This window comes from Mesorhizobium sp. M3A.F.Ca.ET.080.04.2.1, assembly GCF_003952525.1.
GTDB lineage: Bacteria > Pseudomonadota > Alphaproteobacteria > Rhizobiales > Rhizobiaceae > Mesorhizobium.
Window position 1 is genome coordinate 2,362,430 of sequence record NZ_CP034451.1, and the last position, 15,436, is coordinate 2,377,865.

Below are 15,436 nucleotides of genomic sequence, written 5' to 3' on the forward strand. Positions count from 1 at the left end.
GCAATATAGAGGTTTTTTTGTGCATTGCAACATCTTTGTTGCAGCGCACCATAAAATCCCTCCTGCCGTTAACCACGAGGCCAGAGATTTCGGCGGTTGCACCGCATGGATTGTGGACCTTCGTCCCCTGCGCTTTTATTAACAAAGCGTTAACTGAAATGCCCGCTTCGAAGGGTTCGCCAGCGCATGCCGCCTGAAAGCTACTCCTTCCTCGACGTCGCCGTGCTTGACGCGGTTCGCCAGCGCTTCGCCGCCGGCGACGCCCTCGCGATATTGTCGGCAGACCTCGAGCAGGTGATCTGGGCCAACGGACCGGGCGCGGCGATATTCGGCTATCCCGACATCGAGGCCATCATCGGTTCCTCGGCGCGGCTGCCGCTGATCGCCCGGCGGCAGATCATGGCGACCAGCGGCTTTCCCGAGATCGGCAGCGACCGGGCCATCACCGTCAGGCTGGCGAGCGGCGTGGTGAGCCGCGCCGTCGGCTTCCTCGCCAGCACGGTGACGATGCCGGATGGTGAACGGGCAATCATGCTGGCGCTGCCGGCCGCGCAGACCAATTCGCGCAGCGCAGCCGAAATCGCCAGCCGCGCCATTGGCGGCTTCACCGAAGCCGGCCATTTCATCGCGTTCATCGACGCCGGAGGCGGCGTCGAAGCGGCTTCCGAGGGTTTCGATGCACTCGGCATCAAACCGGAAACGCTGGCTGCGCTGGTTGCGGACGTAGCGAGCGCTGGCGATCGTATCGTCAAGCGCCTTGTTCCGGGCGCCGGCACCTCCTACCCGGCCGGCTTTGCACGACTGACCGACGAACGCCACCTGCTGGTGGTGATCGACGAGGCTCAACTCGACCACGAGGACGATCAGGCTCGCGGCGATCAGGGCCAAAGTGCGACAGAAACCGCGTCTGGCGCAACCGGGGGCGCCCGGCTGGAAGCCGAGCCGGTTCGGGACCAGACACCAGCGGCGGAAACGGCCGGCGAAAAGGGCGATGCAGTGCCGCAGCCATCCGCGACGGACGCGCAGCCCGCCGGCGCGAGCCGCCCGATAGGCTCGGCCAGCCATGCACCGCCTGCGGCGGAGGCCGGACAAACGGCAGCAAATGCCGGTCCCGCCCACGACCATTGGTATTTCAACGCGGGCGGCGACGATGCCAGGCGGCCCGAACGAGCCGCCCCGGCCTCGAACGCCGAGACCAGGCCATCGTCCGAGTCGGGCCCGAGCCGGACAATCGACCGCTCGGCGCCGCCGCTGCGCTTCGTCTGGCGAACCGACGCCGAAGGCAGATTCAGCGCCCTGTCGCCGGAATTCGCCGATCTCGTCGGCAAGACTGCCGCGGATGTGATCGGTCGCCATTTCAGGGATGTGGCGACCACCTTCGGCCTTGACGCGGCGGGCGAGATCGCCGGCCTGCTCGAACGGCGCGACACCTGGTCCGGGCGTTCGGTGCTCTGGCCGGTGGCTGGCACCGATCTGAAGATCCCTGTCGACCTGGCGGCGTTGCCGGTCTACGGCCGCAGCCGCGTCTTCGAGGGGTTCCGCGGCTTCGGCGTCGCACGCAGCGGCGACGCCGTGGTCGATCCGGAGGGGCTCGGCATGGCGCTTGTCCCTAACGGCGAAGCGCCTGTCGCCGCCGAACCGACCGACGAGCAGCCGGCACCGGAGGCGACGACGTCCGCCGATCCGTTCGAGGGCGAGGTGCCGGCGCTGACAATCGTGCCGAAGCCGGAGCGGCGCTTCGCCGACAAGGTGATCCGGCTGGCGGAGCACCGGCAGCCGGCCAACGACAAGCAGCCAGCAATCGAAAAAGGCTTGTCGGTTCTGGAGCGCAGCGCCTTTCGAGAGATCGGCGAGCGTCTGAAAAAGGACAGTTCCCTGCCGGCCGAGCCGGCCGCCGCCGAAGCGTCTGGCGTTGAAAGTGAAGCCGAGGCCGCCCAAGGGAAAGTGGCAGCTCCGGAGCAATCGACCACCCGCGAACCCGGCGCACCGGCGCCCGATGCGGTTGAACGGGAATCCCCCATAGCGGACGGCGACCAGGCGCAACCCGAGCCCGTCGAGACAGCCGAAGCGGAAACCGAGGCGGAAGATCAGAAGGATCTGGCGCGGCTCGACGGCGCCGAGGATGCTGCCGAAACATCCACCGGCCAGGACGGAGCGGTGCCCGCCTCCGGCTCGCTGCTCAGCTATGCAGGCCAGAAAGCAACCGGCGAAGCGGCCGGCCGCCGCGCGCCTGATGCAGGCGCTGACGACGACAGCATGGCCGCCGACGATTTTCGCGATGCCGAAGACAGCGAGGACTGGTCCGGCGCCGACGCCGACGGCTCCTCACCTGCCGCTGCGCAGCCGGCCGAAATGGAAGCGCCCCCGGCCGAGCAGCCGCGGCTCGAGGTGCCGCCGCTGAAGCTCGAAGGCATCGTGCCGTCCGCCCTCGCCACCGGAGAGGAAGCCAAGGCTCCCGACACCTCCATCATCGCAAGACTGCCGGTACCGTTGCTGATCCATTCCGGTGACGCGATGCACTACGCCAATGAAGCGTTCCTGGAGCTCACCGGCTACGATGCACTGGAGGATCTTGCCGATGCTGGCGGACTGGGCGCGCTCTTCGCCGACCACTACACGGACGATGGCGAGGCTGACGAAAGCGACCGATCGCTGAAGCTCAGGACGCGCCAAGGCCAGGAATTCCCGATCGATGCGCTCTTGCGCTCGGTGCCATGGCGCGGCGGCAAGGCGCTGATGCTGGTGGTGCGTCGCTCGGGCGAGGATGAGGCGCCGCATTTGAGCGCCGCCAATGACGAGCCGAGCCAGCAGCCGGATGTTTCCGAGCTGAAGGCTCGCATCGCCGAAATGCGCACCATCATCGACACCGCAACCGACGGCGTTGTGCTGATCGGCCGCGACGGCAATATCCGCTCGATCAGCCGGCCGGCGGAAGCGCTGTTCGGCTTTGACAGCGACGAGGTCGCCGGCAAGCCATTCGCGTCGCTGTTTGCCATCGAGAGTCAGCGCGCGGCGCGCGATTACCTCACCGGACTTTCCGAGCCGGGCGTGGCGAGCGTGCTCAATGACGGCCGCGAGGTCATCGGGCGCGAAGCGCAGGGGCGTTTCATTCCGCTGTTCATGACCATCGGCAGTCTTCCCAACGACAGCGGCTTCTGCGCCGTCGTGCGCGATATCACGCAGTGGAAACGGGCGGAGGAGGATCTTACCCAGGCGCGTGCCGTGGCCGAGCGCGCGTCCTCGCAGAAGACGGATTTCCTCGCCCGTATCAGCCACGAGATCCGCACGCCGCTCAACGCCATCATCGGCTTTTCCGAGCTGATGGTGGACGAGAAGTTCGGCCCGGTCGCCAACGACCGCTACCGTGACTATCTGCGCGACATCAACCGTTCCGGCAATCACGTGCTCGATCTTGTCAACGACCTGCTCGATATCTCGAAGATCGAGGCCGGCCAGCAGGAGATGGATTACGAGGCGGTGTCGCTCAACGACACGCTAGCCGAAACGGTGGCGATGATGCAGCCGCAGGCCAACCGCGAGCGCGTCATCATCCGCTCGAGCCTCGCCTCGCGCCTGCCGGAAGTGGTTGCGGATCTGCGCAGCGTGCGCCAAATCGCCCTCAACATCCTGTCGAATGCCATCCGCTACACGCAGGCCGGCGGTCAGGTGATCGTGTCGACCGCCTATGAGGCCTCGGGCGACGTGGTCATGCGCGTGCGCGACACCGGCATCGGCATGACCCAGGCCGAGATCGAGCAGGCACTGAAACCCTTCAAGCAGATCAACGCGCTGAAGCGCGGGCGCGGCGACGGCACCGGCCTCGGCCTGCCGCTGACAAAGGCGATGGTGGAGGCGAACCGCGCCCGCTTCAGCATCACCTCGACGCCGGGCGAAGGCACGCTGGTGGAGGTCGCCTTTCCTTCGACGCGGGTGCTGGCCGAATAGAGCAATTCCAGGAAAAGTGCTTTGCGGTTTTCCGTCCGGAATTGCGTAAAAGCAATACCCCGCTTCGGCTGGAGATCGCGCGCAAAGAAAAAGGCGTCCAGTGGACGCCTTGAAAAATGGGATTGCTGTCACAACGGGGCTTGAGCGAATCTGATCCTCGGGGGGACGAGGAACGGGATTACTCCCTCAAGTTACTCGCGACTATCGGCGCCGTCCGTTAACAAATCCTTACCAGACCGCGAAAAAATTTACGAATGTGTACCACTCGTGAAATCTAGGTAAATTCGGCAGATAGATTTCGTTAGCCATACCGAGGCGACGTCAACTCGCCAATTGCGGCAGGTTCCTGAACAGCTCGAGCGCTTCCGGGTTGGCGAGCGCCTCCTTGTTCTTGATGGCGCGGCCATGCACGACGTCGCGCACCGCAAGCTCGGTTATCTTGCCCGATTTGGTCCTCGGAATGTCGGTGACCGCGACGATCTTCGCCGGCACGTGGCGCGGGCTGGCGCCGCTGCGGATCCTGGCGCGGATGCGCTTCTCGAGATCCTCGTCCAGCTTCACCCCGGCGGCCAGCCGCACGAACAGCACGACGCGAACGTCATTGTCGAAATCCTGGCCGATGCACAGCGCCTCCAGGATCTCCGGCATCTGCTCGACCTGGTTGTAGATCTCGGCCGTGCCAATCCTGACACCGCCCGGATTGAGCGTGGCGTCGGAGCGGCCATGGATGATCATGCCGCCATGGGCCGTCCATTCGGCGAAGTCGCCATGGCACCAGACATTGTCGAAGCGCTCGAAATAGGCAGCCTGGTATTTCTTTGCCTCGGGATCGTTCCAGAAACCAACCGGCATCGAGGGGAACGCCCTGGTGCAGACGAGCTCGCCCTTTTCCTGCCGGACCGGCTGGCCGTCATCGTTCCAGACGTCGACGGCAAGGCCGAGGCCCGCCCCCTGGATCTCGCCGATCCAGACCGGCTCTATCGGCACGCCGAGCACAAAGCAGGAGACGATGTCGGTGCCCCCCGAAATCGAGGCCAGATGCACGTCCTTCTTGATCCCGTCATAGACGAAGCGGAAATCCTCCGGCGACAGCGGCGAGCCGGTGGACGAGATGGTGCGCACGCTGGAAAGGTCATGACTGCCGATCGGCTTCAGACCGGACTTGCGGACGGAATCGATGAACTTCGCCGAGGTGCCGAAATAGGTCATCTTCTCGGCATCGGCGAAATCGAACAGCGCGTTGCCGTCCGGATAGAAGGGCGAGCCGTCATAGAGCAACAGCGTCGCCCCCGAGGCGAGGCCGGAGGCCAGCCAGTTCCACATCATCCAGCCGCAGGTGGTGAAGTAGAAGAAGCGGTCGCCGTCGAGCAGGCCGGCATGCAGCCGCTGTTCCTTGACATGCTGGATCAGCGTGCCGCCGGCGGAGTGGACGATGCATTTTGGAATGCCGGTCGTGCCCGAGGAGAACAGAATGTAGAGCGGATGCGAGAAGGGCAGCCGCTCGAAGCTCAGCGCCTTCGCGGCAAAGGGCGAGAGGGCTTCTTCGAATGCAGTTGCCTTGTCGATGGTCGCGGCGACATCGGTCGAGGTGCCGAGATAGTCGACGATCAGCAGCTTGCGGACGGTCGAAAGCTTCGCCGCGACCGCCGCGAGCTTGTCGGCGACCTCGATGGCCTTGCCGTTATACCAGTAGCCGTCCGGCGCGATGAAGACGACGGGTTCGATCTGGCCGAATCGGTCAAGCACGCCCTGCTCGCCGAAATCGGGGGAGCAGGACGACCAAACCGCGCCGATCGAGCTTGCTGCCAGCATGGCGGCGACCGTCTCGGGCATGTTGGGCATCATGGCGGCGATACGGTCGCCTGCCTTGACGCCCAGCGACAGGAAGAGCTGCTGCAGGCGCGACGTGAGCTGATGGAGTTCGTTCCAGGAGAGCCGGCGCTCTACCTTGTCCTCGCCGCGAAAAACGATGGCCGTACCGCCGCCGGTCTTCTTCAGAAGGTTCTCCGCGAAGTTGAGTTCCGCGTCGGGAAAGAATACCGCACCCGGCATTTTGTCGCCATCGACGAGCGCGCGCTCGCCCTTGTCGCCGACAAGGCCGCAAAAGTCCCAAACCAGGCTCCAGAAGGCCTCGCGGTTGTCGATCGACCAGCGATGCAGCTCGGCGTAGCTGGAGAAAGCCTCTCCTGCCTTCGCCGCAGCGGCGTTCATGAAGGCGGTCATCGGCGCTGAGGCGATTTGGTCCTGCGTCGGCGTCCACAAGGGGGTGTCGGCGGCCATGATCGTTCCTCCCAAAGCGCGTCGCGATCGCGGCAGTAAAGCCTGACCTCGCGGTTATCGTTATCCCAAAACCGGCACAGGGTTTCGGGCGCCGGACGGGTTCATCGCTTATGTATCCCGCAGCCCGGCAGAGCAAGATGTTGTTGGAAAGGCCGGCGCCAATGGGGTGCAAATGCCATTGCACGGCCATAAAGACTTGAAAAGCGTCGGCGCTCGGCTACACCCGTCGAGCGATTTGTCGGCAATGGAAGCATACGGGGCAAGATGCCATCATCTTTGATCCGGCGAGGGGTGTGGGTGATCGGCGTCGCGGCGCTGGTCGTCGCGCTGGCTGTCGCCGCCCTGCCGCTGATTGCTTCGACCCGCATCGTGCGCGACCGCATCGCCTGGGAATTGAGCGCCTGGAGCGGGTTCAGGGTCACGATCGACGGCTCGCCACGCATCGAGGTATGGCCGACCTTCCGGGCCATCCTCAGCGACGTGACGCTGTCGCAATGGACTGAGGCCGACGCGCCGCCGGTGGTCGAGGCAGAGCGGGTCGAGGTGGATCTCTCGGCCATGGCCGCCTTGCAGGGCAACGTGGCGTTTTCGACCGCCAGGCTGGTGCGCCCGACCATCAGGGTCGAGCGCGCGCCAGGCGGCTTCTATCTGCCGCCGCTGCCCACCGGCGGCCGCATAACGCGCTCGATCGATGCCGCGCGGGGCGTGCTCACCGCGAACCCGCAGAAGCCCGACCTGGGCAAGCTTCCCGCGGATCCCTTCGGCACGGTCGAATTCCGCGACGGCCGCGTGGTGACGAGCGCAGACGGCAAGGACACTGAGATCCTGAGCAGCCTGACCGGCCAGGTGAATTGGGCGGCGATGAACAGCGAGGCCTCGCTGACGGCCACGGGGATCTGGCGCGGCGAAAGCGTCCAAGTCGATTTTACCTCTGCCAAGCCCCTGGTGCTGTTTGCCGGGGGAGCCGCTCCTGTCGCGCTCTCCTTCAAGGCAGCTCCGGCCACCTTCTCGTTCGACGGCGTCGCCTCGATGTCGGAGAATGCCTATCTGGACGGCCAGGCGAAATTTGCCGCGCCTTCGCTGAGGCGCCTGCTTGAATGGTCCCAGGCCGGCATCGCGCCAGGTGCTGCGATTGGCGCCGTGTCGGTCGCCAGCAAGGTGACGGCGTCGGCGGGTCGAGCGAAATTCGAGAACACGACGGTAGCGCTGGACAACAACCCCGGCATGGGAGCGCTGGACTTGTCGTTCAGCGAAGCGCTGCCAGTCGTTTCCGGCACGCTTGCCTTCGACACGCTCGATCTAAGGTCCTTTCTTTCCGGCTTCACGCCGATCGCTCCGACCGGCGAGGCCGGCCCAGGCGAGATCGACACCAGCTTCGCCGACAAGATCAACCTCGACCTCAGACTGTCGGCAGCGCACGCCACTGCGGGGCCCATCCAACTGGCCGACGTCGCCGCGACCGCGCAGGTCAAGAACGGGCTGGCGGTCTTCGACATCTCCGATGCGTCTGCCTTTGGCGGCAACATCCAGAGCAGCCTGCGCTTCGATCGCAAACCTGACGGCACCCAGGTCGAGATGCGGCTTCTGGCCTCGGACATCGACAGCGGCGCATTCGCCACTGCGGCGGGGATGACGCGTCTGGTGCCAATCGGCACCGGAACGGTCTCGATCATCCTCAAGGGACCGGGCAAGGCCTGGGACTCCATCCTCGAGAATGCCGACGGATCGTTCTCGGCGACGTTCGGGCCAGGCGCGCTGAACGGGCTCAACCTGCCCGCCTTTCTCAAGCGCAACGAGCAAGGCGGCTTCTTCGCGCTCGACGACGTCGCCAATGGCGCGCTGCCCATCCTCGGCGCGGAGATCAAGGCGAGCATTTCGAAAGGCGTGGCGCGGCTGGACAAGGCCGAGGTCAATGCGCAGCAGTACAAGATCTGGCTTTCGGGCATCGCCTCCTACGTCGGGCGCGGGCTGGCATTGTCCGGCGGTATCGTGCCGACCGGGCAGCCGGCGCAACCACAGCCGCAGGCCAACGCCCAAGCGGCCAAGCCGGCTCCGCCACCGCCCAACCAGTCGCTGTTCTTCGTCGGCGGCAATTGGAGCACGCCGTTCATCTCGCCGATCAGCCGCGGCGTTTCAGGACAATAGAGAGCGAGCCCCGCAACGGCTCAGCGTCCGAATGGCGCAAGGCCTGCGCGGGCGTCAGTCGTGCCCCCGTCGCTTATCCGCGCTGCGCCGCCTGCTCGTCGCGCTGGCGCTGGACCTCGCGGCGCTTGTTGGCGATCGAGGCGATGATGACGCCGACGGCGACCACCGCGATCAGGATGGTGCAGGCGGCGTTGATCTCAGGCGTCACGCCGAGGCGAACCTGGCTGTAGATCTTCATCGGCAGGGTCGTCGCACCGGGACCCGACGTGAAGCTGGCGATGACCAGATCGTCGAGCGAGAGCGTGAAGGCCAGCATCCAGCCGGAGACGATGGCCGGCATGATAACCGGCAGGGTGATCTGAAAGAAGGTCTTCACCGGCGGCGCGCCGAGGTCCATCGCCGCCTCCTCCAGCGAGCGATCGAAGGACACAAGCCGCGACTGCACGACGACGGCCACGAAGCACATGGTGAAGGTGATGTGGGCGAGCGTGACGGTGAAAAAGCCGCGGTCGAGGCCGACGGCGACGAATAACAGCAGCAGCGACAGGCCGGTGATGACTTCCGGCATGACCAGCGGCGCAAAGACCATGCCCGAGAACAGCACCCGCCCCTTGAAGCGCGTGTAGCGCGTCAAGGTGATCGCTGCCAGCGTGCCGAGCACGGTCGCCACGGTGGCGGAGATGACGCCGACGCGTGCCGTCACCCAGGTGGCGTCCATCAGGCCCTGATTGTGGAACAGCGAGACGTACCATTTGGTCGAGAAGCCGCCCCAGACGGTGACGAGCTTGGATTCGTTGAAGGAAAAAACGATGAGCAGCACGATCGGCAAATAGAGGAAGGCAAAGCCGAGCACGATCGAGGTGATGTTGAAGCGGCTCCAGGTGGCGTTCATTTGCCTTGCTCCTGGGCGCGCGCCTGCGCCTGCTGGAAGAGCATGATCGGAACGATCAGCAGCAGCAGCAGGATGACTGCCACCGCGGATGATACCGGCCAGTCGCGGTTGGCGAAGAACTCGTTCCACAATGTCTTGCCGATCATCAGTGTCTGCGAGCCGCCGAGAAGGTCGGGAATGACGAATTCGCCGACGGCCGGGATGAAGACCAGCAGGCAGCCGGCAACCACGCCGGGCAGCGACAGCGGGAAGGTGATCTTCCAAAAGGCGACGATCGGCGGGCAGCCGAGATCCTGCGCCGCCTCAATCAGCGAATTATCCATCTTCTCCAACGACGAATAGAGCGGCAGCACCATGAAGGGCAGATAGGAATAGACGATGCCGATGAAGATGGCGGTGTAGGTGTTGAGGATGACCAGCGGCTCGCCGATGACGTGCAGCGACAGAAGCACCTGATTGAGCAGGCCCTCCGGCTTCAGGATGCCGATCCAGGCATAGACGCGGATCAGGAACGAAGTCCAGAACGGCAGGATCACCAGCATCAGCAGGGTCGGCCGGATCGTCGCCGGCGCGCGCGCCATGCCATAGGCGATCGGATAGCCGACGATTAGCGTCAGCACCGTCGAGATCGCCGCAATGATCAGGCTCGTCACATAGGCGTTGAAGTAGAGCGCGTCCTGGGTCAGCCAGGTGTAGTTGTCGACGCTGAGCTGCTTGAGCTTTTCGACGAAGCCGGACCAGCCGCCGCCGAAATCGAGCACCGGCGTGTAGGGCGGCATCGAGATCGCGGTCTGCGACAGGGAGATCTTGAAGACGATGACGAAGGGGATGAGGAAGAAGAACAGCAGCCAGAGATAGGGAATGATGATGACGAGGCGGTCGACGAAGCCCTTCGCCAGTCGCGTCGGCAGCCCAGTCCCAGCTTCAGCCGACGCAGAGCCGGTGGCGGCGATGTTGGTCATGGCGCCGGCTCCTATCTCGTCAGCACGACGCCGGCATCGGGACGGAAAGACACCCAGGCGCGGTCGTTCCAGGTCAGGGGGTCCTCGCTGACGCGCGCCGCGTTCAGGGCGCTTGCCCGCACGATCTGCCCGTCGTCCAGCCTGACGTGATAGACGGTCATGTCGCCGAGATAGGCGATATCGTAGACCTCGCCTTCAAGCGCATTGACCGCATCGGCGGGCTTCTTTGACGAGACCCTGATCTTCTCCGGCCGGATCGCGAAGACGATGTCGGCGCCCTTGGCGGTTTCGGCAGCGTTCTCCACCACGATCTGCGCCCCTGTCGCTCCAGTGATGCGCGTGGTGTGGGCCGCCCGCTCGGCGACCTTGCCCTCGAACATGTTCACGTTGCCGACGAAATGCGCGACGAAGCGCGAGGTCGGCGCCTCGTAGATTTCGGCCGGCGTCGCAACCTGCATCACCTCGCCCTTGTCCATGATGGCGATGCGGTCGGCCATGGTCATGGCCTCTTCCTGGTCGTGAGTGACGACGACGAAGGTGAGGCCGAGCTCCTGCTGCAGGTCCATGAGTTCGAACTGCGTTTCCTCGCGCAGCTTCTTGTCGAGCGCGCCGAGCGGCTCGTCGAGCAGAAGGACCTTCGGGCGCTTGGCGACCGAGCGGGCAAGCGCGACGCGTTGGCGCTGGCCGCCGGAAAGCTGATGCGGCTTGCGCTTGGCGAACTGCTCGAGCTTGACCAGCCTAAGCATCTCCGCGACACGCTTTTCGATGTCGGGCGCCGGCATGCCTTCCTGCTTGAGGCCGAAGGCGATATTCTTCTCCACCGTCATATGCGGAAACAGCGCGTAGGACTGGAACATCATATTGACCGGCCGCCGGTAGGGCGGAATGCCGCGCAGGTCCTGGCCGTCGAGCAGGATGCGGCCCGCCGTCGGTTCTTCGAAGCCCGCCAGCATCCTGAGCAAGGTCGACTTGCCGCAGCCGGACGCCCCGAGCAGAGCGAAGAACTCGCGCTCGAAGATGGTCAGCGATAGGTTGTTGACGGCGGTGAAGTCGCCGAACTTCTTGGTCACCTTGTCGAACTGGATATATGGCTTGGCGTCCGGATCATTCCATGGCGCGAAATCCCTGCGGATGCTGCCAAGCGATTTCATGTCCCCACTCCGTTGTCTTCGCAATTCCTGACGAAATACCGTGCCCGCTTCTCCCGGAATTGCTCCAAAAAAGCGACCCCGGCAGTTGGCTGCCGGGGCCGTTCTCGATGCTTATTGGCCGGTGACGATCTTGGTCCAGGTGCGCGTGATGATGCGCTGGGTCTTGGGATCGTATGGGTTTACCGTGTAGAGGTTCTTGATGGTTGCCTCGTCGGGATAGACCGAAGTATCATCGAGGACCGCCTTGTCGATGAATTGCTGCGAGGCCTTATTGCCGTTGGCATAGAGAACGTAATTCGTCGACTTGGCGATGACTTCGGGCGTCATCATGTAGTTGATGAACTCATGCGCCTCGGCGACATGCGGCGCATCGGCCGGGATCGCCATCTGATCGAACCACATCTGGGCGCCCTCCTTCGGCACGGAATAGCCGATCTCGACGCCCTGCTTGGCTTCCTCGGCGCGGCTTCGGGCCTGGAACACGTCACCCGAAAAGCCGACCGCCAGGCAGATATCGCCGTTGGCCAAAGCATTGATGTATTCCGACGAATGGAACTTGCGGACATAGGGCCGGATCTTCAGCAGCGCTTCCTCGGCCTTGGCGATGTCGTCGGGCGAAGTGCTGTTGGGGTCGAGGCCAAGGTATTTCAACGCCGCCGGAATGAGGTCGGACGGAGAATCCAGCACATAGACGCCGCAGTCCTTCAGCTTGGACAGCTTGTCCGGATTGAAGAACACGTCCCAGCTGTCGATCTTGTCGGTGCCGAGGGCTGCCTGGACCTTCTTGACATTGTAGCCGAGACCGACCGTGCCCCACATATAGTTGACCGAGTATTCATTGCCGGGATCGTACTTGGCGGTACGCTCGGAGATGACATCCCACATATTGGAGATGTTCGGCAGCTTGGACTTGTCGAGCTTCTGGAACACGCCGGCCTGGATCTGGCGCGAGAGGAAATTGGCGGTGGGCACGACAACGTCGTAGCCGCTGCCGCCGGCCAGCAGTTTCGTCTCCAGGATCTCGTTGGAATCGAATGTGTCGTAAACGACCTTGATGCCGGTCTTCTTGGTGAAGTCATCGATGATGGAGCTGTCGATGTAGTCCGACCAGTTGTAGACGTTGACGACACGATCCTCGGCGTGGGCTCCTGCGGTCAAGAGCGTCAGAAGTGCCGAGGTCGCCGAAAGCCAGAGCGCTTTGCGGATCATGCTTTTCTCCTTTGGTGAGTGTTCCCCGTGCCGAGTCTCGCGACGTTGGAGCGAGGCGGCTGTTTCAGATTCTTGAGCGTTCCTGCAGGCGATCGGCACCAGCCCCATGAGACAAGCTGCCCCGTGGGTGGCGTCCCGGCGTCGTCAACGGCTTTTGCCGTGGCGTGGGTGTAGCTATGGCGATGTGGTCCGGCCTCGGTCAGGCCGGCAGAGCGACTTGGCAAGATACGCCTGTCTTGTTGTTGCCGAAATCGCAGCCTGCCCGCCCAGCATCGCGGTTGTCAATGACAAAGGCTCGCGCGGCATCAATTGGGGGCAGGCAGGCCCGTGACGCCGGGCCGCTGAGGGCGCGCCTGCCGCTTGAACTCCAGGCCGATATGCACCAGCAGCGCGACGACAACGACCGTTCCGCCGATGATGGTGCGCAGCGACGGCACCTCGGAGTGGACGAGCCAGACCCAGATCGGACCGAGGATTGGCTCGAACGTGCCCAGCAGCGCAGCAACTGCCGCCGGCACGAGCCGCGCACCCATTGCGAAAAAGGCGAGACCGACTCCGAGGTTGAGGACGCCGAAGGCGAATAGGAAACCCATGTCGCGCGCGGAAACGGCGAATTCCGAAGCCTGCGTGGCGGCGAACGCACCTGCAAGCAAGGCGGCGAGGCAGTTGGCCGGCACCATGCGCACATGGGCAAAGCGCCGCGTAACGACTGTCGCGACCGAAAACACGACGGCGATCAGCAAGGCCAGCCCATCACCGATTGGGGAGACGGTGCCGCCGAGCGATTCCGAGACCATGATGGCGACGCCGGTAATGACGGCGGCAATGGCGATCCAGGTTGCCAGGCTCACGCGTTCACGAAACAAAACCCAGGAAAGCAAGGCCGCCAGAAGCGGCACACCGGCCTGCATCAAGAGGATGTTTGCGACCGTGGTATAGGAGAGCGCCACGACGAAGCTCGTCGAAGCCGTGGCAAAGCAGAGTGCGACGCCAAGCCCGGGGAGGCCCATGTCCCGGAAAGCTTTCCCGATTCCCCGCCAGCCGTCGCGCCAGGCCATGAAGGCGATGAGGAAGGCCACTGCCCAGAGCGAGCGCCAGAACACGATGGTCCAGTTGTCGTCGACATGGATGAAGCGAGCGATCGCGCCGCCGAAACTCCACATCAGCGCCGACAGGAAGACCAGCAGCATGCCGATACGCTCCTCGCGCGGGGAGACGGCAGGCAAGGCGACGCGTGGCGAGGCGGTTTCGGACATGGACACGACTGTCGGCGAGTTGCGCGCCGTTCGATACGTCGAGGACGACAGGACTATGTCCATTCGCGTAGCGCAAAGGCGGAACGCAGGCGTGATCCAGCATCCGGCGAGATTTGGGACCAAGCCCGGCAGGCACTACCCCTGGAAATCGAAAGCGCTCAACCCTGTCACCATTTCATCGAGACCGAGGGGACGCGTGACCGGCGGCTCGGCGCGCGCCAGGCAGCCGACGCGCTCGCAGAGCCTGCAGGCCGGGCCGACCGGCGTGGCCGATGGCTGACCGTGAGCGGTCTTGCCGGCGACGGTTGCGGGCAGCGCGCCGCCATAGACAATCTCGTCGCGAAAGGCGATGTCGCACCCAAGCAGAAGTGCCGTGCGCCGCGGCCGTTCGGAAAAGGCGCCTTGCGGCCCTTCCAGCGTGCGGGCGATGCAGAGGAACTCGGCACCATCCGGCATCTCCACCGCCTCGACCAGAATCCTGCCCGGCTGCGAGAAAGCTGCATGGATGGGGAGTTTCGGACAGCCGCCGCCGAAGCGGCTTTGCGGATAGCCCTGGCTGCCCGCCTTGCGGAAGCGGTTGCCGGCATTGTCGACTTCCAGCATGAAGAACGGAACGCCCGACAGGGCTGGCCGCTGCAGCATGGTCAGGCGGTTTGCCGCCTGCTCGAAGGAGACGCCGAAGCGCGAGCGCAGGACGTCGATGTCGTAGCGCGCACGCACCGCGGCGGCGTGGAAGGCCTGATAAGGCATCATCAGCGCGTGGGCGGCATAGCGGCCAAGCTCAAACCGCGCCAGCCGCCGGGCCTCGTCGGTGCCGAGCTTCAGCGCCTTGATCTCGTTCGCCACGGCGACTGTCATGCGTATGAGGCAGGCTTCCATCGCGACTTCGCGCAACTGGTCGAAGGGCGAGAGCCGCTCGGACAGGAACAGGCGCTGCGAGTGGCGGTCGTAGCGTCGGCGCCAGTTCGGCATGGTTGCTACCGGCAGCACCTTGACCACGATGCCGTGCTCGCGCTTCAGCCAGCTCTTCAGCGCGGCGAAGAGGTCGTCGCCGGGGTCGAGCACGGACGTGAAGGCCCCCGCCTCTTCCTCAAGGGCGGCGAAGTGGTTCGGCCGCCTCTCGAGCACCTCGTGCACTTCGTCGATGGGCAGGCGCGTCCCGGATAGCGCGGTGGCGCGTCCTTCTCGCGCCAGAAGCTCGTTGAGGTCGGACAGCCGCTCGGCCTGCTCGCGATAGGCGCGAAACAGCTTTATCATCGCCGCCGAGGCATTGGGCGCGGCCTCCACGAGGTCGACCAACTCCTGGTCGCCGGGGAGCTCGCCGACCAGCAACGGATCGCCAAACACCTCTCTCAGCGCCGCTATCGATCCTTTCGTCTCGCCCTGCAACTCGTGCGGATCGACCTTGTATACGGACGCCAGCTTGAGGATGAGCTGTACCGTCAGCGGCCGCTGATTGCGCTCGATGAGGTTGAGGTAGGACGGCGAAATGCCAAGTCCTTCGGCCATCGCCGTCTGGGTAAGACCCTTGGCGTTGCGAAGGCGCCGGATGCGCGGCCCGGCAAAAATCTTCTGGTCGGCCAACGCATCTCCTTG

The 15,436-nt window shown here is 64.4% G+C and carries 9 protein-coding genes; 2 read left to right on the top strand and 7 right to left on the bottom strand.

Translation table 11 applies throughout. From position 1 onward, the window contains the following. Positions 1-186: 186 nt before the first annotated feature. A complete protein-coding gene (locus tag EJ074_RS11445; protein ID WP_129553374.1) occupies positions 187-3,945 on the top strand; it encodes a PAS domain S-box protein in 3,759 nt (1,252 codons plus the stop codon). Between the two features lie 321 nt (positions 3,946-4,266). Here EJ074_RS11445 and EJ074_RS11450 read toward each other — a convergent pair whose 3' ends face one another. Continuing rightward, positions 4,267-6,225 (bottom strand): acetoacetate--CoA ligase, encoded by a 1,959-nt coding sequence (locus tag EJ074_RS11450; RefSeq protein ID WP_129553375.1) that lies wholly within the window; start codon positions 6,223-6,225, stop codon positions 4,267-4,269. A 264-nt stretch (positions 6,226-6,489) separates the two neighbouring features. On the opposite strand from EJ074_RS11450, the gene EJ074_RS11455 reads away from it, so the two are divergent. Continuing rightward, positions 6,490-8,370: an AsmA family protein gene (locus EJ074_RS11455; RefSeq protein WP_095809266.1), complete on the top strand. Its 1,881-nt coding sequence runs from the start codon at positions 6,490-6,492 to the stop codon at positions 8,368-8,370. A 73-nt stretch (positions 8,371-8,443) separates the two neighbouring features. Here EJ074_RS11455 and EJ074_RS11460 read toward each other — a convergent pair whose 3' ends face one another. From EJ074_RS11460 to EJ074_RS11485, 6 genes are all read right to left on the bottom strand, one after another. After that, entirely contained in the window at positions 8,444-9,262 is an 819-nt protein-coding gene (locus EJ074_RS11460; RefSeq protein ID WP_095809265.1) for an ABC transporter permease subunit, read from the bottom strand. Continuing rightward, positions 9,259-10,224, bottom strand: coding sequence for an ABC transporter permease subunit (locus EJ074_RS11465; RefSeq protein ID WP_165349911.1), 966 nt, complete (start codon positions 10,222-10,224; stop codon positions 9,259-9,261). The genes EJ074_RS11460 and EJ074_RS11465 overlap by 4 nt, the downstream gene beginning before the upstream one ends. Positions 10,225-10,235: 11 nt before the next feature. Then, positions 10,236-11,375 (bottom strand): ABC transporter ATP-binding protein, encoded by a 1,140-nt coding sequence (locus EJ074_RS11470; protein ID WP_129553377.1) that lies wholly within the window; start codon positions 11,373-11,375, stop codon positions 10,236-10,238. A 111-nt stretch (positions 11,376-11,486) separates the two neighbouring features. Continuing rightward, the gene (locus EJ074_RS11475) at positions 11,487-12,584 is read right to left on the bottom strand and encodes a polyamine ABC transporter substrate-binding protein (RefSeq protein WP_129553378.1); all 1,098 of its coding nucleotides are present in this window, start codon (positions 12,582-12,584) and stop codon (positions 11,487-11,489) included. A gap of 305 nt (positions 12,585-12,889) precedes the next feature. Then, on the bottom strand, positions 12,890-13,840 hold the full coding sequence (locus tag EJ074_RS11480; protein ID WP_129553379.1) for a DMT family transporter: 951 nt from the start codon (positions 13,838-13,840) through the stop codon (positions 12,890-12,892). A gap of 135 nt (positions 13,841-13,975) precedes the next feature. Beyond that, on the bottom strand, positions 13,976-15,424 hold the full coding sequence (locus EJ074_RS11485; RefSeq protein ID WP_129553380.1) for a helix-turn-helix domain-containing protein: 1,449 nt from the start codon (positions 15,422-15,424) through the stop codon (positions 13,976-13,978). Positions 15,425-15,436: the final 12 nt, after the last annotated feature.

What these genes read in the sequence shown, in the direction of transcription:
- EJ074_RS11455 (WP_095809266.1), top strand. Translation starts at nt 6,490, where the DNA reads ATGCCATCATCTTTGATCCGGCGAGGGGTGTGGGTGATCGGCGTCGCG.
- EJ074_RS11470 (WP_129553377.1), bottom strand. Translation starts at nt 11,375, where the DNA reads ATGAAATCGCTTGGCAGCATCCGCAGGGATTTCGCGCCATGGAATGAT.
- EJ074_RS11480 (WP_129553379.1), bottom strand. Translation starts at nt 13,840, where the DNA reads ATGTCCGAAACCGCCTCGCCACGCGTCGCCTTGCCTGCCGTCTCCCCG.
- EJ074_RS11475 (WP_129553378.1), bottom strand. Translation starts at nt 12,584, where the DNA reads ATGATCCGCAAAGCGCTCTGGCTTTCGGCGACCTCGGCACTTCTGACG.
- EJ074_RS11465 (WP_165349911.1), bottom strand. Translation starts at nt 10,224, where the DNA reads ATGACCAACATCGCCGCCACCGGCTCTGCGTCGGCTGAAGCTGGGACT.
- EJ074_RS11450 (WP_129553375.1), bottom strand. Translation starts at nt 6,225, where the DNA reads ATGGCCGCCGACACCCCCTTGTGGACGCCGACGCAGGACCAAATCGCC.
- EJ074_RS11445 (WP_129553374.1), top strand. Translation starts at nt 187, where the DNA reads ATGCCGCCTGAAAGCTACTCCTTCCTCGACGTCGCCGTGCTTGACGCG.
- EJ074_RS11460 (WP_095809265.1), bottom strand. Translation starts at nt 9,262, where the DNA reads ATGAACGCCACCTGGAGCCGCTTCAACATCACCTCGATCGTGCTCGGC.